The organism is Nocardioides sp. Root151, from assembly GCF_001427925.1.
Classification (GTDB): domain Bacteria; phylum Actinomycetota; class Actinomycetes; order Propionibacteriales; family Nocardioidaceae; genus Nocardioides.
Map to the genome: position 1 here is coordinate 542,824 of NZ_LMGG01000004.1, position 21,434 is coordinate 564,257.

Sequence of the window (21,434 nt, forward strand, 5' to 3'; positions counted from 1 at the left end):
GACGCTACGCCCCGTGAGTGGGGCTCAGCGCAGGTTGCGCGGCAGCAGGAACTCGCACTCGGGCCCGACGCAGGTGCGGGCCCGCACGAGGATCTTGTGGAACTCGGCGAGGAGCGACTCCTGCTTCGGGTCGAGGGCCAGGTTCTCGTACTCGTTGGGGTCGCCGCGGACGTCGTACAGCTCCTGGCGGATGTTGGACTTCGGGTCGCCCGGCTCGGCCTGCCACTCGGTGTAGAGGTACTGCCCGGTCCGGATGCCGGTGACCTTGCCCAGCATCATCTCGGCGGTGCGGGCTCCGACCGGCTGCTTCGCGGCCAGGGCGTCGCGGACCGCGTTGGTCGGCGTGGTCTCGGTGAGGACGACCCGGCTCCAGGAGTCGCCGCTCGTCTCGTCGCCCAGGCGGACCACGTCGAGCATGCTGCGACCGTCGACGGCCGGGCCGACCTTTGCGTCGCCGAGGTCGGAGAACGTCGAGGCGTAGTCGATCGAGAGGAACGGGTCGGTGCGCACCTCGCCCTTGGGGATGCCCGGCCCGCGCATCAGCAGCGGCACCCGCAGGGACGGCTCGTAGGGGAGCACCTTGCCGGTGGGGATGCCCTGCTCGCCGAGGAAGTAGCCGTTGTCGCTGGTGAAGACGACCACGGTGTTGTCGAGCTTGCCGGTCTTCTTCAGGTTGGCGATCATCCGCTTCACGGCGCCGTCGACGACGTACAACGACTCGGCGCGCTGGCGGGTGAGCTGGAGGACCTGCTTCATCTTGTCCTTGGACGGGTGGCCCTGGAGCCGCTTCGGCTTGTCGGCCTGGCGGTCGGGGTCCTTCCAAGTCGCACCGGGTGCCTTCTTGATGATGTCGTCGAAGGCACCGCGCATGCGCTTGGGCCGGGCCGGCGTCTTGACGTCCGGCGGGTCGTCGGACTCGTGCGGACCGCCGTGGTGGGGTGCGGTGAACGAGACGTAGTGGAAGAACGGGTCGTCAGCGGCTGCGGACTCCGAGACCATCTCGTTGGTCATGTCGGCGTACGCGTTGGTCTGGTACTTGCCCTTGAGCGAGATGTAGCCGTCACCGTTGTTGTTGAGCGTGGTGTCCCAGTAGCGGTAGGTACCGCCGTCGTCGGGGTCCGAGGGGGAGAGGCCGCCGTCGATGGATCCGTTCCAGAGCGCCCAGCCCTGGGGCACGTACTGCGTGGACGTGCCCGTGGTCCTGCCCGGCTCGGGCTGGCTGCCGTAGCCGTTGAGGTACTTGCCGAGGTACGTCGTGCGGTAGCCGGCGGCCGTCAGCCACACCGGGAAGGTCTCCGCGTCGTCGAACGACGGGAAGCCCCACGGCGGGTCATGGGACCAGACGCCGTGGTTGTGCGGGTACTGGCCCGACATCACCGAGGCGCGGGCAGGGCAGCACAACGGGAAGCTGGCGAACGCGTTGGTGAAGTTGACGCCCTGCTTGCCGATCAGCTTCTGCACGTTGGGCATGTAGCGCAGGTCGTCGGCGCGCATGTCGTCGACCATGATCATCAGGACGTTCGGCTTCGCGGTCTCGGCCGCCGTGGCGCGCACCGGACCGGCACCGTCGACGGCCACCGAGACCTTGAGGTCCGCCGACTTCTTGACACACGTGCGGTCGAAGTCGAGGCGGGTCAGCATCGAGGTGGGCTCGGCCACCACATGCGGGGCGCAGCCGCCGAGTGGGATCCGGCCCCGCCGCAGCTCCGTGGTCCTGCCGTTGACCGTCACGGAGAGCTGGTCGGTCCACGGCTTCGTCGCCGTACGCACCGAGACGCTGACCGTCGGGCCCGAGTTGTCGACGTAGACCCGCGTCTTGCGGGGCTCGTCCTTGCCGGAGTCGTACGGCGACTGCGGCAGGACCACCTCGGTCTTCTTCACCGGTCCGTCGTCGTTGACCCTGTCGTAGACGACATATCCACCGCAGGCCACCAGGGCCACGGCGAGTCCGACCAGCAACGCGCGCTTGCTCTTCTGCATCAAGTCCTCAGTCCGCGGGATACGCCCGCACAAGTTCGCCCGAGCACATGCCGATGGTAGGCGTCCGTGGAAAGACGGAACGGCTGACCCACCGACCCGTGGACAGTCGCGCGGGTGCGCCGTCGGCGGGACGGAAACCCGAGGGCGCCACGGCTGGCCGGGCCGATACGATCGCCCTGTCGCCGGACCGGCGACACCACCGCACGCCCCACCAAGGAGAACCAGTGTCCGACATCCACGTCGTCCTCGCCCACGCCGATGCGCGCGAGGAGCAGACCGTGACGACGGGCACCCGGGCCTGGGAGCTGTTCAAGGACGACCCGACCGTGATCGCGGCCCGGGTCGGCGACGCCCTCAAGGACCTCGCCTACGAGCTCGGTGACGGTGACGTCGTCGAGGGCGTGGTCATCGAGAGCGCCGACGGCCGCGACATCCTGCGCCACTCCACCGCGCACGTGCTGGCCCAGGCCGTCCAGGACCTCTTCCCCGACGCCAAGCTCGGCATCGGGCCGCCGATCGAGAACGGCTTCTACTACGACTTCGACGTCGAGACCCCGTTCCACCCCGAGGACCTCGTCAAGATCGAGTCGCGGATGCGCAAGATCATCAAGGAGGGCCAGAAGTTCTCCCGCCGTCCGATCCCGGACGCCGAGGCGATCAACGAGCTCCAGGACGAGCCCTACAAGATCGAGCTGATCGGCCTCAAGGGCGGCGGCAAGGCCGAGGATGCGGCCGAAGGGGCGAGCGTCGAGGTCGGCGAGGGCGAGCTGACCATCTACGACAACCTGAACCGCAACGGCGAGACGATCTGGAAGGACCTCTGCCGTGGCCCGCACCTGCCCACCACCAAGCGCATCCCGGCGTTCAAGCTGATGCGCAGTGCGGCGGCGTACTGGCGCGGCGACGAGAAGAACAAGCAGCTCCAGCGCATCTACGGCACCGCCTGGGAGACCAAGGAGGCCCTCGAGGAGCACCTCCACCGCATCGAGGAGGCCGAGCGCCGCGACCACCGCAAGCTCGGCCGCGAACTGGACCTGTTCAGCTTCCCCGACGAGATCGGGTCGGGCCTGCCGGTCTTCCACCCCAAGGGCGGCGTGATCAAGCGCGCCATGGAGGACTACGTCCGCGAGCGGCACATCGAGGAGGGCTTCGACTACGTCGGTACGCCGCACATCGCCAAGGAGGAGCTGTTCCACACCTCCGGGCACCTGCCCTACTACGGCGAGGGCATGTACCCGCCCCTCGACGTCGACGGCATGGACTACCGCCTCAAGGCGATGAACTGCCCGATGCACAACCTGATCTACCGCTCGCGGCAGCGTTCCTACCGTGAGCTGCCGCTGCGCCTGTTCGAGTTCGGCCACGTCTACCGGCACGAGAAGTCCGGCGTGATCCACGGCCTGACCCGCGTGCGCGGCTTCGCGCAGGACGACTCGCACTCGTACGTGACCCCCGAGCAGGCGCCCGACGAGGTGGCGCACCTGCTGAACTTCATGTTGTCGCTCCTCCGCGACTTCGGGATCGACGACTTCTACCTGGAGCTGTCGACCCGAGACGCGTCGAAGGACAAGTTCATCGGCTCCGACGAGGACTGGGCGATCGCCACCAAGGTCCTCGAGGAGGTGGCCACGGCCACCGGCCTGGAGCTGGTTCCCGACCCCGGCGGCGCGGCGTACTACGGCCCGAAGATCTCCGTGCAGGCGCGCGACGCGATCGGCCGCACCTGGCAGATGGGCACCGTCCAGTACGACTTCAACCAGCCGTCGGCCGACCGGTTCAACCTCGAGTACGTCGCCGCCGACGGCACGCGTCAGCAGCCGGTGATGATCCACTCGGCCAAGTTCGGCTCGATCGAGCGGTTCATGGGCGTGCTGGTCGAGCACTACGCCGGCGCGTTCCCGCCCTGGCTCGCGCCGGTGCAGGTGCAGGGCATCCCGATCGCGGAGCGCCACAACGACTATCTCCTCGAGGTGGCCCGCACCATGAAGGCGCAGGGACTGCGCGCCGAGGTCGACCTGTCCGACGACCGGATGCAGAAGAAGATCCGCAACGCGCAGCTGCAGAAGGTGCCGTTCATGATGATTGCCGGCGACGCCGACGTGGAGGCCGGTGCGGTGTCGTTCCGCTACCGCGACGGCCGCCAGGACAACGGGGTGCCGTTGGCCGAGGCGATCGCCCGGGTGGCCGCCGCCGTCGAGTCACGCGAACAGGTCTGAGGGGGCGCCGCGGTGGCGTCGGAAGGGTTCCACCAGCAGGGGCCGGGGGAGCAGGACGGCCTGGAACGGATCTGGACCCCCCACCGGATGGCCTACGTCCGCACGGCGACGGAGGGTGACGGCTGCCCGTTCTGCTCGATCCCGGGACTGTCCGACGAGGAGTCCCTGGTGGTCGCCCGGGGTGAGCAGGCGTACGCCGTCCTCAATCTGCATCCCTACAACCCGGGTCACCTGATGGTGGTTCCCTACCGGCACGTGGCCGGGCTCGAGGAGCTGACCGAACCGGAGTCCTCCGAGCTGATGGCCCTCACCCAGCGGGCCATCCGGGTGATCAGGGGCGTCAGCAACCCGCACGCCTTCAACGTCGGGCTCAACCTGGGCGGCCCGGCCGGCGGTTCCTTGGCCGACCACCTGCACCAGCACGTCGTACCCCGCTGGTCGGGCGACTCCAACTTCATCACCGTCGTCGGTGGCACCAAGACCCTTCCGCAGCTCCTCCAGGACACCCGACGTCTGCTGGCCGAGGCGTGGGCCAGAGCCGAATGACGGTCCCGGACGCGGAACTCGCCGGCCGGCTCGTGCGTGAGGCCGGGCAACTGGCCGCGCGCATGCGGTCCGACGGTCTCGGCTCGCAGCAGAAGACGAACGTGGCCGACATCGTCACGGCCGCCGACCACGCCGCCGAGGCCCTGATCGTCCGCGCCCTTCGTGAGGCCCGCCCCGACGACTCGATCGTGGGGGAGGAGGGCACCGACCATGTCGGTACGTCCGGTCGCACGTGGGTGATCGACCCTGTGGACGGCACCTACAACTTCTTCCGCGGCATGGACTGGTGGTGCTCTGCCCTGGCCTTGACGGACCGCGACGACGTGCTGCTCGGCGCGGTCCACCACCCGGCGCGTGACGAGGTGTACGTCGGCGGGCCGGACCTCCCGTCGACTCGCAACGGGGAGTTGCTTCCGCGGATCGAGGACAGGCCGCTGGCGGAGTCGTGCGCCTCGACGTACCTGCATCCCCCGTTCTACGCCGGCGAGGTCGGCGCCGCCTTCACACGGGCGGTCGACGGCGCCGCGACGCTGCGGATGCTCGGCTCCGGGACGATGGACCACATGGCCGTGGCCAGGGGGCAGATGGACGTGCTCTTCCAGCACTCGGTGCCGGCATGGGACTGGTTGCCCGGCTCTGCGATCGTGCGGGGTGTGGGCGGCGCCGCCCGCCGTACGACGGCAGCAGGAGTGGTCTGGTCCGTGGCCGGGGTGCCCACTGCCGTCGACGAGGTGTGCGCGGCTCTCGACGCGGGTTGACCTGTCGGGATCAGAACGGGACCGACGTGGTCAGCAGCCCCGTGCCGGTGGCCCTGCCTGAGAGGATGCGGCAGAACTCGACGGCGTCCATCGCGATCGTGTCGGTGCCGGAACGCAGCTCGTCGGACGCCCACTGACCCCCCGCTGGGCCGGTGAGTTCGAGGTGGTACGCCTGCCCGTGCCGTTCTGCCCACTCGCGCACCACGTCGTCGACGATCACACCGTCGTGCTCGGGCGTGAGCTCGAGTGCGTGGCCGGTGGCCCGGGCCAGGTCGATCCGGTGCATCCACGGGTCGCGGGTGAGGATGGTGCCCATCAGGTAGCCCACCGTCCAGTACTCGGAGCGGCCGTCGACCTGCTCCGGCTCGGGCAGCTTCATGCGGCCTCCGGCGATGGCCAGCAGTCGGCGGCCCCGGACGGCCCTGCGGCCGATCCTCTCGGCCTCTGCGACGAGCTCGGCCGGACCGCGGTCGGCGCGCTCGTCGACCTGGACCTGGGTCAGTGAGTCGATCATCTGGCCACCGCGCGTGGCGTGCACCTTCTTGGCAGCCTTCTGCTGACGGGCGACTTCCATCGGGCTGGTGACCATGCTCGCCATCCCGAGAAGGTGCGAGGCGAGTTGTCGCACATCCCATTCGGCGCAGTCCGTGCGCAGGCTCCAGTCGTCGGGCCGCAGCTCGGCGAGCATTGCGGACATGCGGTCGTACTCGGTGGCGGCCAGCTGCATCGCCGTGTGACGGGGCAGCTGTGAGCGCCGTGGGGCGCGTGTGGGGGCAAGGGAGGCCGCGTGGTTCATGGGGCGGACTTTCTCGAGGGAGGAGCGGGATCTTCGGCGGGAAGGCCGACGGCATCGGCCCACATGTCGATCGCGCGGTCGAGGAGCCCGGCGTACCTGTCGCCACCGGGGTCGTTGGCGTGGTGCTGGTTGATCAGACCACCGATCAGGGCGATCAGGATCGCGAAGTCGTCCTCGGAGGTGACCCCGAGCTCGCGGACGTTCGCGGCCGCGCGCTCGAGAACGCGTACGGCGGGGGCGTAGGACTCAGGGCTCGGTTCGAACCCCGGGATGACCCGCTGGTTCATCAACTGGTGGCGCGGGAGGTCGTCGACGGCGAAGTCGAAGAAATGGCGCCCGTACTGCTTGGCGGCGGCGCGGGGGTGCTCGGGCAGCGCGTCTTCCAAGGCCAGCACCGACGACTCGTACTCGCTCCATGCCTGACCGAACATGGCGTCGTAGATCGCGTTCTTCGAGGCGAAGTGGGAGTAGAGCGACGGTGCTCGCATCCCGACGCGAGCAGCGACGTCGCGCAGGGTCAGCTCGGCGAGACCCGACTCGCGGGCGATCGCCCATGCGGCTTCGACGATCTCGCGCCGCGTGGCCTCGCGACGTTCGGCGTTCCTATCGCGGTTAGGCGCATCTAACATAGTTAGGAGCGTGCGCCGGGATCGCCTCCGTGTCAAGGGGCGGGCCGACCCCGGATGCCACGTTGGCCGCGGGCCCGCCTCGAGCCCGCAGCCACCGCTGGTCCACTCAGCTGATGAGGACCCCTGCATCGGTGCGGCCCTGGAACGCCAGGATCGCCGGGTTCACGATCTGCCCGTCCTGGATCTCGATCGACCGCCGGATGGTCTCGTCGGCAGCCCAGGCCTCGGGCCCGGCCAGGACCGTGGGCACGAACGGCAGCAGCGCCTCACTGTTCTCCCATGTGGCCGAGCTCCAGAGGTACGACGGGGTGTGGTCGACCGCGTAGTAGCCGATGTGGTTGCCCACGTTGAACATCGGGTCGTCGAAGGTGGTCGGCCGGGCCCAGCTGAAGCCCATCTCCTCGTCGCACGAGACGTCGACGATCAGGCTGCCGGGCCGGAAGGCGTCGAGGTCCTCGGTGCGCAGGTAGGTCAGCGGCGCCGCGGTGTCCTGCAGCGTGCAGTTGACGACGATGTCGCTCTCCGCGAGGAACGGCGCCAGCGGCACCTTGCCGGCGTCGGTGAAGACCTGGCTGAGGGCCGGCGCTTCCGGGTCGTGCTCGAAGCGGTGGATGCGCACCGAGTGGATCGGTGACGCCACGGCGGCCACGTCACGGATGGTCAGCACCCGGACGTCGTGGATGCCGCTGGCACTCAGGGCGGTCACCGCGCCACGAGCGGTGGCGCCGAACCCGATCACCACGGCGGTGAGCTTGCGCCCGTAGCTGCCGGTGATGCCGCCCAGCGTCAGGGCGTGGATCACGGAGCAGTAGCCGGCCAGCTCGTTGTTCTTGTGGAAGACGTGCAGGCCGACGGTGCCGTCGCGGGTCCAGTGGTTCATCGCCTCGAACGCGACCAGGGTCAGCTTTCGGTCGATCGCCGCCTGGGTGAGCGCGGTGTCCTGCACGCAGTGCGGCCAGCCCCAGAGGACCTGGCCGTCGTGCAGGGCCTCGACGTCTGCCAGCTGCGGCTTCGGAAGAAGGACGACGTCGGAGGTGGCGAGCAGCTCCTCACGCGTGGCGAACCCGGCCACCTGGTCGGCCAACGAGGCGTCGGTGTGGCCGAAGCGTTCGCCGTACCCGTGCTCAAGGGTGATGCGGGCGCGCACCTCCGGGGCGAGGCGCCGGAAGTGCTCGGGGTGGATCGGCAGTCGCCGCTCGTTCTCCTTGGCGGAGGTCGCGACGACACCCAGGCTCAGGGCCTGTGGCGCAGTCACCGTTTCTTTTCGGCGAGCTTGTGCATGTCGGAGGCGGCGGCGGTCTTTGCGTGCTTGTCGGCCCGCTTCTCCTTGATGGACTTTGCGGACTTCTTGGACATTCCTTGCCGTGGCGACTTGTCGGCCATGGTGGCTCCCTGATTGAAAGCCTGGTTGGCTCCGTGCCCTCCACGCTACGCCGACGCTGCAACCCCGCCGGTGGGGCGATACCCTGCACCCGCCATGTTGGAGAGATTTCGCGCGTTCTGGACCAAGTTGCTCAACCCCATTGCGAGGTTGCTCATCAAGCTCGGCATCAGTGCCGACGCGGTGACCTTCGTCGGCACTCTCGGGGTCTGCACCGGCGCCCTGGTGTTCTTCCCCCAGGGCAAGCTGCTGACCGGGGTGCTGTTCATCACCGCGTTCGTCTTCAGCGACCTCATCGACGGCCACATGGCGCGGGTCACCGGGAAGACGAACCGCTTCGGTGCCTTCCTCGACTCGACCCTCGACCGCATCGGGGACGGCGCGATCTTCGGAGGCCTGGTGCTCTACTACGCCGGCCCCGGTGACAGCCGCCTCTACCTGGTGCTCTCCCTGTTGTGCCTGGTGATGGGTTCGGTGACGTCGTACGCCCGGGCCAAGGCCGAGGGCATGGGCTTCCATGCCAAGGTCGGCATCGCGGAGCGCTCCGACCGGCTGGTCTCGATCCTCGTGATGACCGGCTTCAGCGCGATCTTCGACCTGCCCATCCTGATGGAGGTCACCCTCTGGGCGCTGGCCGTGGCCAGCACCGTCACCGTCTTCCAGCGGGTCTGGACCGTCCGCCAGCAGGCGTACGCCGAGGCCGCGAACTCCTGATCCCACCACCGCGGAAGCCGGTCGGTCGACGGGGCCGGCCGTACCACCGGCCCGGGTGAACTGAACGGTGTACAGGCGACTAGGCTGGAGCCATGGCAACTGATTCCCCCGAAACCACCGTCGTCCCCGCGCAGCAGGCGCAGGCGACGGGCACGTCCGGCGTCAAGCGCGGCATGGCCGAGATGCTCAAGGGCGGCGTGATCATGGACGTCGTCAACGCCGAGCAGGCCAAGATCGCCGAGGACGCCGGCGCCGTGGCGGTGATGGCGCTCGAGCGCGTTCCCGCCGACATCCGCGCCCAGGGCGGCGTGTCGCGGATGAGCGACCCCGACATGATCGACTCCATCATTGCCGCCGTCTCGATCCCGGTGATGGCCAAGGCCCGCATCGGTCACTTCGCCGAGGCACAGATCCTGCAGTCCCTCGGTGTCGACTACATCGACGAGTCCGAGGTGCTCACCCCGGCCGACTACGCCAACCACATCGACAAGTGGACCTTCACGGTCCCCTTCGTCTGCGGTGCGACCAACCTCGGTGAGGCGCTGCGCCGCATCACCGAGGGTGCGGCGATGATCCGCTCCAAGGGCGAGGCCGGCACCGGCGACGTCTCCAACGCGGTCACCCACATGCGCACGATCAACGGGGAGATCCGCCGGCTCGGCGCGCTCAGCGCCGACGAGCTCTACGTCGCCGCGAAGGAGCTGCAGGCACCCTACGAGCTGGTCAAGGAGGTTGCCGCCCACGGCAAGCTCCCGGTCGTGCTGTTCACCGCGGGTGGCATCGCCACTCCGGCCGACGCGGCGATGATGATGCAGCTCGGCGCCGAGGGCGTGTTCGTCGGCTCGGGCATCTTCAAGTCCGGCAACCCGGCCCAACGCGCCGAGGCGATCGTCAAGGCCACCACCTTCTACGACGACCCCGACGTGGTCGCCAAGGTCTCCCGCGGTCTCGGCGAGGCGATGGTCGGTATCAACGTCGAGGACATCCCGCAGCCACACCGCCTCGCCGAGCGCGGCTGGTGACCTGCCGCATCACATGGTGACTCGAGGAGCCCGGCGTACGCCCGAGGAGGAGTTGGTCGACTTCGCCCGCCTCCAGGTGCGTGCCGGGCTCCTGTCATCTCCCGACATGCTGGCCGAGGTCGTGCAGGCGATCGACGCAGAGATGCCCGGCACCGACGCGACCATCCTGGCCCGGGCCTGGCTGGCCAAGGCGGGAGCCGACCTGCGCTCGGAGTCTGGCGCCTGGCCCGAGACGACGGACTTCGACCGGCTCCAGGCCGTCTTCGCCGAGTGCGCGTCGCACGGCGTACGCGTTCTGCAGGGCGTGGCCGACCACTGGGCGGCAAAGGCAGAGCTCGAGCGTGACGGAGCGAGCCTGCGCGGCATCTTGTGGTTCACGCCCCCCGACGTCTGGCACGCCATCGACGAGGGCATGCTCGAGGTCAACCTCTGGCACGCGTCGACCGCGAACGCGGCGCCCGGTGACCACCTGCTCGACGCAGTGCTGTCCTGCTTCTCGCGCCACGGACTGACGGCCAGGTTCGACGAGGGCCGCATCGAGGTCACTGCGTCCTGGCAGCGTCGCCCTGCCGCATGAATGACTAGGGACCATGGCCCGATATGACTATTTCTGCGAGTCTGGCGTCAGGAGGGGTCTAGACCACCGTTGAGTAGTCGTGACAGGGGACTGCACTTCCCTGCACTACGACTGATGACAGGGAGCAGAAATGAAGAAGTCGACCAAGGGTTCGATCGCCGCGGCTGCTGCGGCAGTGTTGTTGCTCGGTGGGGCCGGTTCGCTGGCCTACTGGAGCGACTCGACCCCGTTGAGCGGCGGTGACATCGATTCCGGGGAGCTCTCGCTGAGCGACGCCACCTGCGACGCAGGATGGGTCTACGGGCCGGGCAATGCCAAGGCCGGCCAGGCCGTGGGCTTGATCGTGCCCGGCGACACGATCGTCAAGGACTGCGAGTTCACCATTGCCGCAGCCGGTGACAACCTCACTGCGACGCTCACGACGCCGGACACCGCCGACGTGACCGTGACCAGCACTCCGGAGCCGACCACGTTGGTGCTCAACGTCGACGCCACCTACGTCGACCAGGACGACGCACCTCTTCCGGTGCAGGTCACCAGTGCGAACGACGGCGACGTCGTGACCGCGACGCTGGCCGTGGAGTTCCCCTTCGGTGACGTGGCCGCGATCAACGCCAACGACACCCAGAACCTCGCGGCGACTCTCGACGCCATCACGGTGACGTTGACCCAGACCGAAGCCTGATGGTCCGGGGCCCACTCGGGTGGGTCGGCCGGGTCGTCTCCTGGCTGGTGATCCTGAGCGTCGTGGTGATCCTGGTGGTGGCGGTTCTCATCCCCAGGCTCGGCGGGGCAACGCCGTACACGATCCTGACGGGTTCGATGAAGCCGGACATGCCGCCGGGAACGCTCGTGGTGGTCAGGCCGGTCGACGAGGACGACGTCCGGGTCGGCTCCGTGATCACCTACCAGCGCGAGTCGGGCAAGGCGACAGTGGTGACGCACCGGGTGGTTGCCAAGGGGTTCAACAGCTTGGGCGAGATCCAGTTCCAGACGCAGGGCGACGCGAACGACACAGCTGACGAGGAGTGGGTCAGACCGGTCCAGGTCAAGGGCGAGAAGTGGTACTCGGTGAGATACCTCGGCTACGTGAACAACATGCTGAACGGAAAGGAGAGGCAGATGGCGGTCTACGCCGTTGCTGCACTCCTTCTCGGGTATGCCGCGTTCATGCTGACCGGCGCCGTGCGCGACCGCCGCAAGGAACGGGCGAGCTGATGATCAGGTCCCTGGTGGTCGTCACGATGTGTCTACTCAGCCTCATGCCTTCGTCGGCTCACGCAGCCGACGAGCTCGGCGTCAGCCGGGACGGCCGAACCTGGGCCGACCATCTCGACGGTTCGCTGTTCGACTCGCGGCTGCTGTGGGTGCCGGGCGACGTGCGCACGGCGGCGTTCTACGTGCGCAACCAGGCAGACGACGCGGGCACGTTGACGATCAGCGTCGAGAGTCGTGACCCCGACAGGCTGCTGCGCGACGACGACCTGCGCATCGAGACCCGCGTGGGGGATCAAGGATGGGTCGCCCTCGAGCAGAGGGACGGGGCCCACCGGTGGGAGCACAGCGCGCTTCCGGCCGGCGACTCACGCAGGGTGCAGGTGCGGGCCAGCTTCGATCCGGCCTCCGCCAACGACAGCCAGCGTGACCACGTCGGGTTCCGCTTCATGGTGACCCTGGCGGATGCGGATGCCGGCGCAGGGCCTGGTGACGACGGTGGTGACGGCTTGCCGGGCGCAGGGCTGCCGGACACCGGAGCGCCTGCTGTGGGCTGGACGCTCGTGGTGGCAGGGATCGCGATCGGCACGGGGCTGGCGCTGATGAAGCGTGGAAGGCGAGGGGAGACAGGTCATGGCACGGCACGCTGAGGGCAGGAGGTCGAGGACGCGGGGGGCTTCCGGGAACGGCAAGGTGCGGGCGTTGTTGAGCCTGGGGCTCTTGGTGGGGTTCGGGTCGATCGGCACGTACGCCTATTGGAGCGACACCGCCGTGGTCTCCGGGGGACCGATCACCTCGGGCGCGATGGACCTGCAGTTCGACACCACCGGTGCCGTCGGCACCGGAGCGAACTACGCGAAGACGGCGATCACGTGGAGCAACCTCGCTCCCGGGGAGCGCAAGGCTTTCGACCTCAGCGTCAAGAACGTTGGGAACCCGCCGTTCACCTACGTCGCGACCGCGACTCGTGGTGTCTCGCCCACGTGGACGTTCTCCGGAACCCCGATCACGGTGCAGGTGTACTCCGGCACGGCTGTCGCGGACACCACCTACCCGCAGCAGGACACCTGCACGGGCGCGTCGCTGGGCACTGCCCAGGCCGTCGATGAGACCAACAAGTCGGTCATCACCAGCGCACAGGAGATCGCCGCGGGCGGCACGCAGGGCCTGTGCATCGTCGTCGGACTCGACCAGGCAGCCGACAACCTCAACCAGGGGAAGACCGGCTCGATCTCGCTGACCTTCACCGCGAGCCAGAAGCCGTCATGAGCGCGCGTACGACGTGGGCCGGCCGGTTGCGTGAGGGTGCGCTGTGGCTCGGCGCCGGCCTGGGAGTGCTCTGCCTCGTGCTGGGTGCACTGGCCCTGGTCCTCGACGTGCGACCGCTGGTCTTCAAGTCCGGGTCGATGTCGCCCGGGATCGAGTCCGGTGCCCTGGCGCTGGCGCGTGACGTACCCGCGTCGGAGCTCGAGGTCGGTGACGTGGTCAGCGTCATGAGTGGCCGCAACGTGCGCATCACCCACCGCGTCGTCTCCATCGACCGCACCGAGGACGGCACCGTCCTCCACCTGAAGGGCGACGCCAACGCTGCGCCCGACGCCGAGGCGTACCCCGTCGACTCCGCCTACCGGGTCTTCGCCGACGTGCCGTGGGCCGGTCACGTCGTCAACGCGGCCAGTACGCCGTGGGGCCTGCTCGTCTGCGGCGGGTTCGTGACGTTCCTGCTGGTCTCGGCGTTCGGCCGGGGGCGGCGTGAGAAGGATGACGGCGACAGCGACGGCGCAGGGGACGGGGGCGGTACTCGCATCGGTGGTGTGCGCAAGAAACCGCGGAGATCCGTGCGCAGGGCGACACGAAGGGCCGCGGCTGTGAGCACGACCGGCATGCTCGTCGCCGGGGGAGTCTGCCTGGCCCCGATCAGCACCATGGCGACCTTCTCCGACACGGCCGTCGTGACGGGCGGTTCACTCACCGCGTTGACAGTTCCGGCACCGACAGCACCGGCCTGCACCTCGGGGGTCAACGCCACAGTCTCGTGGACCTCGGCCGGCCCGAACTACAGCTACTACGTGACGGCCACCCGGGTGAGCGATGGTGCGGTCTTCTACTCGGGTTTCCAGACGAGCACCAGCATCACCTTCACCACCGGGTTGCTCGGCAATTTGCTCAGCACCAACTTCGTCGCCCGCATCCGTGCCGTGCCCACCGGGACCAACGCGTGGCTCTCCAGCGGCTCGACCACCTCGAACTTCCGCACGCGCACCCTCGGTCTCGGTACGGACTGCGGTCACTTCTGATGCGCAGAGGGCCCGTCACAGCAGGGCGGAGACGATCTCCGCTGCCGGGGCGGGCCGTGCCGCGGCATGTCCCGAGCCGGCCCACAGGGCCATCGCCTGCGGGTCGCCGGCCGACGCGGCCGCCGTACGGATCGGTTTCGTGAGGTGGTGCACGTTCGGGTACGCCGAGGGGGCGTGGCCGTCGTGGGCGCGGACGAAGTCGTTGACCAGCGCCCGCGCGAAACGACCACTGAATGCGCGGGTGACCGTGGCCGAGGTGAAGGCGCCGGACGTCAACGCGTCCTGGTGCGCGGCCGGTGCCTTGCTCTCCTCCGCGGCGAGGAACAGCGTGCCCACGGCGACGGACTCGGCGCCGGCATCGAGGAGTGCGCGCACGGCGGCCGGTCCGTCGACGCCACCGGCCGCTATGACGGGCAGGCCCGACGCATCGACCGCCGCAGCGGTGACCTCGAGGGCGGACATTTCGTTGGGCCGGTCGGAGAGGTGCCACGTGCCGCGGTGACCGCCCGCCTCGCACCCCTGCGCGACCACGAAGTCGGCGCCCAGCCCGGTCGCCTGCTGCGCCTCGTGGGCCGAGGTGACGGTGAACCCGACCGTCGTGCCGACCTCCTGCAACCGGAAGACAGTGGCGGGCGGAACGGGCCCGAACGTGAAGGTGACGACGTCGACCGGGTGGGCAACCAGCCACGGGACCTTGCCCTCGAACGTGTCGTCGTCGAACGACGGGTCGCCCGGTGTGACGCCGTACCTGCCCGCGGTCTCGGCCACCTCGGCCCGGTAGGCGTCCAGGCGGGAGCCGAGCTCCAGCGAGCGGTCGGTCTGCGGCGTGAAGAGGTTGATCGCCACCGGCGCGTCGGTGAGTGAGCGGTATGCCGTCACCTCGTCGGCCATCGCGTCGACCGACAGGTAGCCGGCGGCGAGGAAGCCCAGGCCACCTGCCTCGGACACGGCTGCCGCGAGGGCCGGTGTGCTGGCGCCGGCCATCGGCGCGCTGATGATCGGGTTCGGTCGCTCGAGGAAGCTCACCCGATCGAGGCTAGCGGGCACCACCGGAAGTTCGTCGTGTGTCCCGCACCTGTGCACGCACCTCGCGGCGTTGTCGGAGACTCGACGGGACTCCGTCCCGCCTTCGCTCCTCCGCCTTGCGATGCACGCACCCAGGTCACGGGCCACCCCCCGACGAACCTCCGGCGATACCCACTGGCCCGAGCAGGTCGATGATCTTCACGGCCGTGTCACTCGGTGACGACCCGACGTTCTCCACGACCGAGTGGGGAAAGTCCAGGGGGAAGTCGCCCTCCGTGTTGAACCGGTGCTTCTCGTGCATCTCCTGGTTGTGCGCGGTCGCCCAGTCCACATCGGTCTTGTACCTCTTGTGGCGCAGGCGGTTCTCGGTGCCCTCGCGGGCGAGGCAGATCTCGAGGGGAGCCACCAGCTCGACGAAGTCGACCCGCTCCCCGGCGTCGACGACCGGCGCGACCAGGTCGGCCACACCGCTGGTGTCCTCGTCGAGGTCCAGCGCCAGGACCAGCGTGAAGATCAGTCCCGGAAGCCCGGCCACCACCGACTCCTTGATGACGTCCGCACGCAGCTGGCGGGTGAGCCGGTTGAACGACGGGGTGCCGAAGTCGAAGACGTCGAGCACCGGCTCGATCGACATGTGGTTGTGGAACAGCTTGTAGCCGGTGCGTCGCGCGAGTTCCTGGCCGACGGTCATCTTGCCGGCGGCCGGGGGACCGAAGAGTACGACGAGGTGCATGGCGCCACGGTGTCAGCAGCCGGTCCGGCGGGCAACGGGATTTACCGGCTCACCAGGGGAGATCGCCCTCCTGCCCGGTGAACGTGCCGGTCGGGCCGTCCGTGCCGATGCTCGCCATCCGTACGACGGGAACTGCCCCCGTCTCGACCGACTGCACACCGTTGTGGCCGTTGAGGTCGGTGGCTGTGTAGCCCGGGTCGACGGCGTTGATCTTCAACCAGGGCAGGGACTTGGCGTACATCGTGGTGATCATGTTCAGTGCGCTCTTCGACGACGGGTAGACCAGGCCATAGAGGGTCGACTCGAGCCGGCCCGAGTCGGTGGTGACGCCGAACGACCCCATGCCGCTGGACACGTTGACGATCCGCGGGTTGGCGGAGTCGCGAAGCAGAGGCAGGAACGCGTGCGTCATCCGGACCGGCCCGAGCACGTTCACGCCATAGACGGGGATGAAGTCCGTCGGGACGGTCTCACCCGGTGCGGCCAGGGCCCCGGCGATGCCCGCGTTGTTGACCAGGACGTCGAGGCCGCCGTCCTCGGTGATCGTGGCCACCGCCGCCTCGACCGACTCGTCGGAGGTGACGTCGAGGACCAGCAGTCGTACGTCCCCGAGCGGTGCGAGCTCGGCGACGGCCTTCGCTCCGAGCTCTTCGTCGCGTGCGCCGAGCCAGACCTGCCAGCCGAGGCCGAGCAGCTGACGCACCGTCTCGAAGCCGATGCCCTTGTTGGCGCCGGTGACCAGCGCCCTTGTCGTGGTGTGTCCAGATGTGTCGTGTTCAGTGGTCATGCGGCAACCGTGCGCGCGACGGCGGACGGGCTCCAGTGCCTGACGAGCCTGGGACGCGCAGTCCTACCTTCACGGGGTGTCTCCCGGACCGTCGTGAGCGAGACTGGTCAGGTGAACCGTCCCGAGATCGCCCGGCTGCTCAGACAGGCGCGTTCGCGGATCAGCCCCGACGACGTGGGCATGCCCTCCGGCGAACGCCGGAGGGTGCCGGGACTGCGACGCGAAGAGGTGGCCGCCCTGGCAGGAGTCAGCGTCGACTACGTCGTACGCCTCGAGCAGGCACGTGGTCCGCACCCGTCGCCCGGGGTGCTCTCCGCGCTGGCCCGGGCGCTTCGGCTCAACGACGACGCCCGGGCAGAGCTGTTCGAGCTGGCCGACGTGCGCCTGCCGCGCACGGACACGATCGACCTGCACGTGCGCCCCAGCATCCAGCGCCTGCTCGACCGGCTCAACGACCTGCCGGTCATCGTGATGAGCGCCAAGGGTGACTTCCTGGCGTGGAACTCCATGGCGTCGGCGCTCCTCGGTGACTGGACCCGGCTGCCCGTGCGAGAGCGCAACATCGTGTGGCAGCGGTTCCTGGGCGAGCAGGGACGCGTCGCCAACACCCCGGAGGAGGCGGCGCAGAGTGCCGCACAGTCGGTGGGCAGCCTGCGCGCCGCCGCCGCGAAGTATCCCCACGACGCCGAGCTGCGCGACCTCATCGACAGGTTGCGTGAGGCCAGTGCCGACTTCCGGCGGCTCTGGACCGAGACCGACGTCGCCCCCTGGCGCAGCCACACCAAGACGATCCGGCATCCGGAGGTCGGCGACCTCACCCTCGAGTGCGACTCCATGGTGCTGCCCGACACCGACCAGTCGGTCATCGTGTATTCGGCCGAGCCCGGGTCGGAGGCGGCCGAGAAGCTCGACCTGTTGCGGGTCATCGGCATGCAGTTCTCGGGTCAGTCGCGAGGCTGACCCGACCCACTCCTACGATGCGCACATGCCTTTCCCCACCATCGGCGTGTTCGCCCTCCAGGGCGACGTGCGCGAGCACCTGCGCATCCTCTCCGACCTCGGCGCCGAGGCGATCGCCGTACGCCGACCGGTGGAGCTCGACCGTTGCGACGGGTTCGTCATCCCCGGCGGCGAGTCGACCACGATGTACAAGCTGGCCCGCACGTTCGACCTGTTCGAGCCGTTGCAGGAGCGGATCCGTGGCGGCATGCCGACCTTCGGCACCTGCGCCGGCATGATCATGCTGGCCGACCGGGTCGAGGGCGGCACCGCCGACCAGGAGACCCTGGGCGGCCTCGACATCACCGTGCGTCGCAACGCGTTCGGTCGCCAGGTCGACTCGTTCGAGGGCCAGCTGGAGTTTGACGGGTTCGCCGACAAGGTGCACGCCGTGTTCATCCGGGCCCCGTGGGTCGAGCAGGTCGGTGAGGACGTCGAGGTCCTTGCCCGCGTCGAGGGCGGTGAGGCAGCGGGTAGGATCGTCGCCGTTCGCGAACGGAACGTGATGGCGACGTCGTTCCATCCTGAAGTGGGCAAGGACGACCGCATCCACCGCTACTTCGTGGATCTCGTCACGACGTCACAGCGCTGAAGCAACGGAAGAGGATCTCGCATGTCCGGCCACTCCAAATGGGCGACCACGAAGCACAAGAAGGCCGCCATCGACGCCAAGCGCGGCAAGCTCTTCGCCAAGCTGATCAAGAACATCGAGATCGCCGCGAAGATGGGTGGCCCCGACCCCTCCGGCAACCCGACCCTCTTCGACGCCATCCAGAAGGCGAAGAAGCAGTCGGTGCCGAACAAGAACATCGACTCCGCGGTCAAGCGCGGCGGCGGGCTCGAGGGTGGCGCGGTCGACTACGAGACCATCATGTACGAGGTCTACGGACCCCAGGGCGTCGCGATCCTGGTGGAGTGCCTCACCGACAACCGCAACCGTGCCGCCATGGAGGTCCGCACCGCGGTCACCCGCAACGGCGGCACGCTGGCCGACCCGGGCTCCGTCTCGCGGCTCTTCGACCGCAAGGGCGTCGTCGTGGTGCCCAAGGTGCAGGAAGCGCGTGAGGTCGGCGAGGACGACGTGCTCGAGGCCACCCTCGACGCCGGTGCCGACGACGTGAACGACCTCGGCGAAGCCTTCCAGGTGCTGTCCGAGGCCGGCGACGTGGTCGGCGTCCGTACGGCGCTCCAGACCGCGAGCCTCGACTACGACTCGGCGGACGTCGAGTTCGCGGCCAGCCTCGAGATCCCGGTCGACAAGGACGCCGCGGTCAAGGTCTTCAAGCTGGTCGACGCCCTGGAGGACCTCGACGACGTGCAGAACGTCTTCAGCAACGTCGACGTCCCCGACTCGGTGCTCGCCGAGCTCGAAGAGTCCGACGACTGATCCCGTGAACCGGGGGAGACCGCTGGCGTGGCTGGCGGCACTGGCATCAGTGGTCGGGCTGCTCGCAGCCTGTGGCAACGAGTCGGACACGGACGCGAACCCGGCCGGGCAGGTCCAGGTCGACCGCGCCGAACCTGACAGCGACCTGCCGGACTCGCCGTTCGGCAGGCTCCTGTCCTGGTCGGCACCCACGGCCGACCGGGTCTGGGCGGTGACCACGGCCGAGAAGACCTGCGCCTCGTGCGCCGCCCTGTGGTCGTACGCGCCCGGGTCGACGCGTGGATGGAAGCGGGTGCACACCTTCGCCGAGCCGGCCGAGGCCGGGCAGGACGACGGATACGGCCCGTTCCCTCCGGTGAGCGCCACGTCGCTGGTGATGGCCCCCGACGGACTCCACGGCTGGTTCCGCTGGGACACCGACGGCATCCTCGCCACCGAGGACGGCGGCCGGTCCTGGCGCCACCTGCCGTCGCCCCAGGACGCCGACGAGCGGGCCACCGGCGAGATAGCGGTCCACGAGGACCACCTCTACCTCGTCTTGCTCGCCCAGTGTGAGAGTGACGAGTGCCCGAACACGGTGTGGCGGACCGGCCTCGACGCGAGCGACTGGACCGAGGTCACACCCGAGGGTTCCGAGGGCATCTTCGAGCTCAGCGCCAGCGACGCCGGCCTGTGGGCCGAGGACCTGGGGACCGGAGCCGTGCACACGAGCCGCGACGGTGCGGACTGGGAAAGGACTCCGCTCGGGAGGTTCGGCGGGCTGTGCCTGCCGGCCGACGGGACCCCCGACGTGCTGGCCGCCGCATGCCAGACCAGCGACCAGGGCGAGCCCGGTGGGGAGGTCGAGGTGAGTGAGGACCGTGGCCGGACCTGGCGCACGATCCACACCACGCCGCGCAACGTCGAGGCCGTCGTGGCCGGCCCGAAGGGTCACTTCCTCGTGCTCGCCGGCGGTCAGGGAGTGCTCATCTCGGACGGGACGACCTCGAAGGTGCCGTCGACGGGAGGTCTCCACGAGTGGAGTGGCCGCTTCATCGACGAGCAGACGATCTATCTGGGTGGGCCGAGGGGTCTCTTCGCCACCCGCGACGGCGGCCGGACCTGGGACAACCTCATCAGCAAGAAGCGCGTCGGCTGAATCGCACGGCTCGGGGTGTCGCGCCGATCAGGCCGGTGGCCGGTTGCTACGTTGTGTCCGAACAGGTGTTCGGACGACATGAAGGACTCACGATGCGCGTGCTCGGGATTGACCCCGGCCTGACCCGCTGCGGCATGGGCGTGGTCGACGGTGACGTGGGGCGCCCGCTGACCATGGTCGACGTCAACGTGCTGCGCACGTCGTCGTCCGAGCCGGTGCCGATCCGGCTGGTCACGATCGAGAAGGGCATCGACGCCTGGATCGACGAGTACGCACCCGACGCGGTGGCCATCGAGCGGGTCTTCGCCCGCTCCGACGTGAGCACCGTCATGGGTACCGCCCAGGCCAGCGGCATCGCGATGGTCTGCGCGGCCCGACGAGGCATCCCGGTCGCGCTGCACACGCCCAGCGAGGTCAAGGCAGCAGTCTCCGGCAGCGGTCGGGCCGACAAGGCCCAGGTCGGCGCCATGGTCACCCGCATCCTCCGGCTGGCCGCGCCGCCGAAGCCGGCCGATGCGGCTGACGCGCTGGCGCTGGCCATCACCCACATCTGGCGCGGTGGCGCCCAGTCGCGGATCGAGGCCGCGCTGCTCAAGGCAGGCAAGCAACGTTGATCGGGAGAGCTCTGTGATCGCATTCGTCCGTGGCACCGTCGCCGCAGTCACCCTCAACACGGCCGTCGTCGAGGTGGGTGGCGTCGGCCTTCAGGTGATGTGCACGCCCAACACGCTCGCCACCCTGCGCACGGGCGAGCAGGCGACCCTGCCGACCAGCATGGTCGTGAGGGAGGACTCCCTGACCTTGTTCGGCTTCCTCGACGACGACGAGAAGTCGTGCTTCGAGCTGCTCCAGACCGCCAGCGGAGTCGGGCCCAAGCTGGCCCAGGCGATGCTTGCCGTGCTCACCCCCGACGACCTGCGACAGGCGGTCGCGAACGAGGACGTCAAGACGCTGACCAAGGTGCCCGGCATCGGCCAGAAGGGCGCCCAGCGCATCATCCTCGAGCTGCGTGACCGGCTCGGTCCGGCCATCGGTGCGGGGCAGGCCACCCGCACCGGACTCGCCGCCAGCGGTGCCGCCTGGCGTGACCAGGTCCGCGAAGGTCTTGTCGGACTCGGCTGGTCGGCCAAGGAGGCCGACAAGGCCGTCGACTCCGTCGAGCCGGACGCCGGCCCGACCCCTGACGTCGGCGCCCTGCTCCGGGCCGCCCTCCAGACGCTGCGCAAGGCCTGA

Annotated in this window: 25 protein-coding genes; 17 read left to right on the forward strand and 8 right to left on the reverse strand. The window is 69.1% G+C overall.

Going from position 1 to position 21,434, the window contains the following annotated elements; genetic code table 11:
• Window positions 1–24: 24 nt before the first annotated feature.
• Entirely contained in the window at window positions 25–1,980 is a 1,956-nt protein-coding gene (locus tag ASD66_RS11105) for a sulfatase-like hydrolase/transferase (protein ID WP_056890968.1), read from the reverse strand.
• A gap of 224 nt (window positions 1,981–2,204) precedes the next feature.
• Between ASD66_RS11105 and thrS the strand changes: the two genes are divergently transcribed.
• The 3 genes from thrS to ASD66_RS11120 are packed head-to-tail and all read left to right on the forward strand — an operon-like array spanning window position 2,205 to window position 5,500.
• The gene (gene thrS, locus ASD66_RS11110; protein WP_056890969.1) at window positions 2,205–4,196 is read left to right on the forward strand and encodes a threonine--tRNA ligase; all 1,992 of its coding nucleotides are present in this window, start codon (window positions 2,205–2,207) and stop codon (window positions 4,194–4,196) included.
• A 12-nt stretch (window positions 4,197–4,208) separates the two neighbouring features.
• On the forward strand, window positions 4,209–4,742 hold the full coding sequence (locus tag ASD66_RS11115) for an HIT family protein (RefSeq protein ID WP_056677369.1): 534 nt from the start codon (window positions 4,209–4,211) through the stop codon (window positions 4,740–4,742).
• Entirely contained in the window at window positions 4,739–5,500 is a 762-nt protein-coding gene (locus ASD66_RS11120) for an inositol monophosphatase family protein (protein ID WP_056890970.1), read from the forward strand. Before ASD66_RS11115 ends, ASD66_RS11120 begins: the two co-directional genes overlap by 4 nt.
• Window positions 5,501–5,510: 10 nt before the next feature.
• Here the strand turns inward: ASD66_RS11120 and ASD66_RS11125 are convergent, their stop codons facing one another.
• The 4 genes from ASD66_RS11125 to ASD66_RS25530 form a co-directional block, all read right to left on the reverse strand.
• Entirely contained in the window at window positions 5,511–6,296 is a 786-nt protein-coding gene (locus tag ASD66_RS11125) for a maleylpyruvate isomerase family mycothiol-dependent enzyme (RefSeq protein ID WP_200949998.1), read from the reverse strand.
• A complete protein-coding gene (locus ASD66_RS24145; protein WP_056677374.1) occupies window positions 6,293–6,925 on the reverse strand; it encodes a TetR/AcrR family transcriptional regulator in 633 nt (210 codons plus the stop codon). The genes ASD66_RS11125 and ASD66_RS24145 overlap by 4 nt, the downstream gene beginning before the upstream one ends.
• 106 nt (window positions 6,926–7,031) lie before the next feature.
• Window positions 7,032–8,180: a N(5)-(carboxyethyl)ornithine synthase gene (locus ASD66_RS11135; RefSeq protein ID WP_056677377.1), complete on the reverse strand. Its 1,149-nt coding sequence runs from the start codon at window positions 8,178–8,180 to the stop codon at window positions 7,032–7,034.
• Complete coding sequence (locus ASD66_RS25530) at window positions 8,177–8,308, reverse strand: hypothetical protein (protein WP_268788277.1); 132 nt, start codon at window positions 8,306–8,308, stop codon at window positions 8,177–8,179. The genes ASD66_RS11135 and ASD66_RS25530 overlap by 4 nt, the downstream gene beginning before the upstream one ends.
• A 94-nt stretch (window positions 8,309–8,402) precedes the next feature.
• Between ASD66_RS25530 and pgsA the strand changes: the two genes are divergently transcribed.
• From pgsA to ASD66_RS11175, 8 genes are all read left to right on the forward strand, one after another.
• Window positions 8,403–9,020 carry a phosphatidylinositol phosphate synthase gene (gene pgsA, locus ASD66_RS11140; protein WP_056890972.1) on the forward strand — a complete coding sequence of 206 codons (618 nt, stop codon included), beginning with the start codon at window positions 8,403–8,405 and terminating at the stop codon, window positions 9,018–9,020.
• Window positions 9,021–9,112: 92 nt separating this feature from the next.
• Window positions 9,113–10,042 (forward strand): pyridoxal 5'-phosphate synthase lyase subunit PdxS, encoded by a 930-nt coding sequence (gene pdxS / locus ASD66_RS11145; RefSeq protein WP_056677384.1) that lies wholly within the window; start codon window positions 9,113–9,115, stop codon window positions 10,040–10,042.
• Window positions 10,043–10,055: 13 nt separating this feature from the next.
• Window positions 10,056–10,619 (forward strand): DUF6891 domain-containing protein, encoded by a 564-nt coding sequence (locus ASD66_RS11150; RefSeq protein WP_235530052.1) that lies wholly within the window; start codon window positions 10,056–10,058, stop codon window positions 10,617–10,619.
• Window positions 10,620–10,749: 130 nt separating this feature from the next.
• Window positions 10,750–11,304 carry an alternate-type signal peptide domain-containing protein gene (locus ASD66_RS11155; protein ID WP_056677388.1) on the forward strand — a complete coding sequence of 185 codons (555 nt, stop codon included), beginning with the start codon at window positions 10,750–10,752 and terminating at the stop codon, window positions 11,302–11,304.
• Window positions 11,304–11,837 (forward strand): signal peptidase I, encoded by a 534-nt coding sequence (locus ASD66_RS11160; protein ID WP_056890974.1) that lies wholly within the window; start codon window positions 11,304–11,306, stop codon window positions 11,835–11,837. Before ASD66_RS11155 ends, ASD66_RS11160 begins: the two co-directional genes overlap by 1 nt.
• Window positions 11,838–11,881: 44 nt before the next feature.
• A complete protein-coding gene (locus tag ASD66_RS11165) occupies window positions 11,882–12,484 on the forward strand; it encodes a hypothetical protein (protein WP_156388641.1) in 603 nt (200 codons plus the stop codon).
• A gap of 55 nt (window positions 12,485–12,539) precedes the next feature.
• Complete coding sequence (locus ASD66_RS11170) at window positions 12,540–13,103, forward strand: SipW-dependent-type signal peptide-containing protein (protein WP_162254264.1); 564 nt, start codon at window positions 12,540–12,542, stop codon at window positions 13,101–13,103.
• A complete protein-coding gene (locus ASD66_RS11175; protein ID WP_082599449.1) occupies window positions 13,100–14,131 on the forward strand; it encodes a signal peptidase I in 1,032 nt (343 codons plus the stop codon). Before ASD66_RS11170 ends, ASD66_RS11175 begins: the two co-directional genes overlap by 4 nt.
• A gap of 15 nt (window positions 14,132–14,146) precedes the next feature.
• Here the strand turns inward: ASD66_RS11175 and ASD66_RS11180 are convergent, their stop codons facing one another.
• From ASD66_RS11180 to ASD66_RS11190, 3 genes are all read right to left on the reverse strand, one after another.
• Window positions 14,147–15,157, reverse strand: a complete 1,011-nt coding sequence (locus ASD66_RS11180; protein ID WP_200949999.1) for a nitronate monooxygenase — start codon at window positions 15,155–15,157, stop codon at window positions 14,147–14,149.
• Window positions 15,158–15,293: 136 nt separating this feature from the next.
• Window positions 15,294–15,890, reverse strand: a complete 597-nt coding sequence (locus tag ASD66_RS11185; RefSeq protein ID WP_056890978.1) for an AAA family ATPase — start codon at window positions 15,888–15,890, stop codon at window positions 15,294–15,296.
• A gap of 49 nt (window positions 15,891–15,939) precedes the next feature.
• Window positions 15,940–16,677 carry an SDR family NAD(P)-dependent oxidoreductase gene (locus ASD66_RS11190; RefSeq protein WP_056890979.1) on the reverse strand — a complete coding sequence of 246 codons (738 nt, stop codon included), beginning with the start codon at window positions 16,675–16,677 and terminating at the stop codon, window positions 15,940–15,942.
• A 111-nt stretch (window positions 16,678–16,788) separates the two neighbouring features.
• On the opposite strand from ASD66_RS11190, the gene ASD66_RS11195 reads away from it, so the two are divergent.
• From ASD66_RS11195 to ruvA, 6 genes are all read left to right on the forward strand, one after another.
• On the forward strand, window positions 16,789–17,637 hold the full coding sequence (locus ASD66_RS11195; protein ID WP_056677406.1) for a helix-turn-helix transcriptional regulator: 849 nt from the start codon (window positions 16,789–16,791) through the stop codon (window positions 17,635–17,637).
• 25 nt (window positions 17,638–17,662) lie between these two features.
• On the forward strand, window positions 17,663–18,268 hold the full coding sequence (pdxT, locus tag ASD66_RS11200) for a pyridoxal 5'-phosphate synthase glutaminase subunit PdxT (RefSeq protein ID WP_056677409.1): 606 nt from the start codon (window positions 17,663–17,665) through the stop codon (window positions 18,266–18,268).
• 21 nt (window positions 18,269–18,289) lie between these two features.
• The gene (locus ASD66_RS11205) at window positions 18,290–19,063 is read left to right on the forward strand and encodes a YebC/PmpR family DNA-binding transcriptional regulator (RefSeq protein ID WP_056890980.1); all 774 of its coding nucleotides are present in this window, start codon (window positions 18,290–18,292) and stop codon (window positions 19,061–19,063) included.
• Window positions 19,064–19,067: 4 nt separating this feature from the next.
• Window positions 19,068–20,201: a hypothetical protein gene (locus ASD66_RS11210; protein ID WP_156388642.1), complete on the forward strand. Its 1,134-nt coding sequence runs from the start codon at window positions 19,068–19,070 to the stop codon at window positions 20,199–20,201.
• Between the two features lie 92 nt (window positions 20,202–20,293).
• Entirely contained in the window at window positions 20,294–20,815 is a 522-nt protein-coding gene (gene ruvC / locus ASD66_RS11215; RefSeq protein WP_056677418.1) for a crossover junction endodeoxyribonuclease RuvC, read from the forward strand.
• 13 nt (window positions 20,816–20,828) lie between these two features.
• Window positions 20,829–21,434 (forward strand): Holliday junction branch migration protein RuvA, encoded by a 606-nt coding sequence (ruvA, locus tag ASD66_RS11220; RefSeq protein ID WP_056677421.1) that lies wholly within the window; start codon window positions 20,829–20,831, stop codon window positions 21,432–21,434.

Excerpts from the sequence above, each read along its gene's own strand:
- ASD66_RS11165 (WP_156388641.1), top strand. The coding sequence starts at position 11,882 with ATGCCTTCGTCGGCTCACGCAGCCGACGAGCTCGGCGTCAGCCGGGAC.
- pdxS (WP_056677384.1), top strand. The coding sequence starts at position 9,113 with ATGGCAACTGATTCCCCCGAAACCACCGTCGTCCCCGCGCAGCAGGCG.
- ASD66_RS11155 (WP_056677388.1), top strand. The coding sequence starts at position 10,750 with ATGAAGAAGTCGACCAAGGGTTCGATCGCCGCGGCTGCTGCGGCAGTG.
- ASD66_RS11150 (WP_235530052.1), top strand. The coding sequence starts at position 10,056 with ATGGTGACTCGAGGAGCCCGGCGTACGCCCGAGGAGGAGTTGGTCGAC.
- ASD66_RS24145 (WP_056677374.1), bottom strand. The coding sequence starts at position 6,925 with ATGTTAGATGCGCCTAACCGCGATAGGAACGCCGAACGTCGCGAGGCC.
- ASD66_RS11105 (WP_056890968.1), bottom strand. The coding sequence starts at position 1,980 with ATGCAGAAGAGCAAGCGCGCGTTGCTGGTCGGACTCGCCGTGGCCCTG.
- ASD66_RS11125 (WP_200949998.1), bottom strand. The coding sequence starts at position 6,296 with ATGAACCACGCGGCCTCCCTTGCCCCCACACGCGCCCCACGGCGCTCA.
- ASD66_RS11185 (WP_056890978.1), bottom strand. The coding sequence starts at position 15,890 with ATGCACCTCGTCGTACTCTTCGGTCCCCCGGCCGCCGGCAAGATGACC.
- ruvC (WP_056677418.1), top strand. The coding sequence starts at position 20,294 with ATGCGCGTGCTCGGGATTGACCCCGGCCTGACCCGCTGCGGCATGGGC.
- ASD66_RS11205 (WP_056890980.1), top strand. The coding sequence starts at position 18,290 with ATGTCCGGCCACTCCAAATGGGCGACCACGAAGCACAAGAAGGCCGCC.
- ASD66_RS25530 (WP_268788277.1), bottom strand. The coding sequence starts at position 8,308 with ATGGCCGACAAGTCGCCACGGCAAGGAATGTCCAAGAAGTCCGCAAAG.
- ASD66_RS11160 (WP_056890974.1), top strand. The coding sequence starts at position 11,304 with ATGGTCCGGGGCCCACTCGGGTGGGTCGGCCGGGTCGTCTCCTGGCTG.
- ASD66_RS11120 (WP_056890970.1), top strand. The coding sequence starts at position 4,739 with ATGACGGTCCCGGACGCGGAACTCGCCGGCCGGCTCGTGCGTGAGGCC.
- pdxT (WP_056677409.1), top strand. The coding sequence starts at position 17,663 with ATGCCTTTCCCCACCATCGGCGTGTTCGCCCTCCAGGGCGACGTGCGC.
- pgsA (WP_056890972.1), top strand. The coding sequence starts at position 8,403 with ATGTTGGAGAGATTTCGCGCGTTCTGGACCAAGTTGCTCAACCCCATT.
- ASD66_RS11175 (WP_082599449.1), top strand. The coding sequence starts at position 13,100 with ATGAGCGCGCGTACGACGTGGGCCGGCCGGTTGCGTGAGGGTGCGCTG.
- ASD66_RS11190 (WP_056890979.1), bottom strand. The coding sequence starts at position 16,677 with ATGACCACTGAACACGACACATCTGGACACACCACGACAAGGGCGCTG.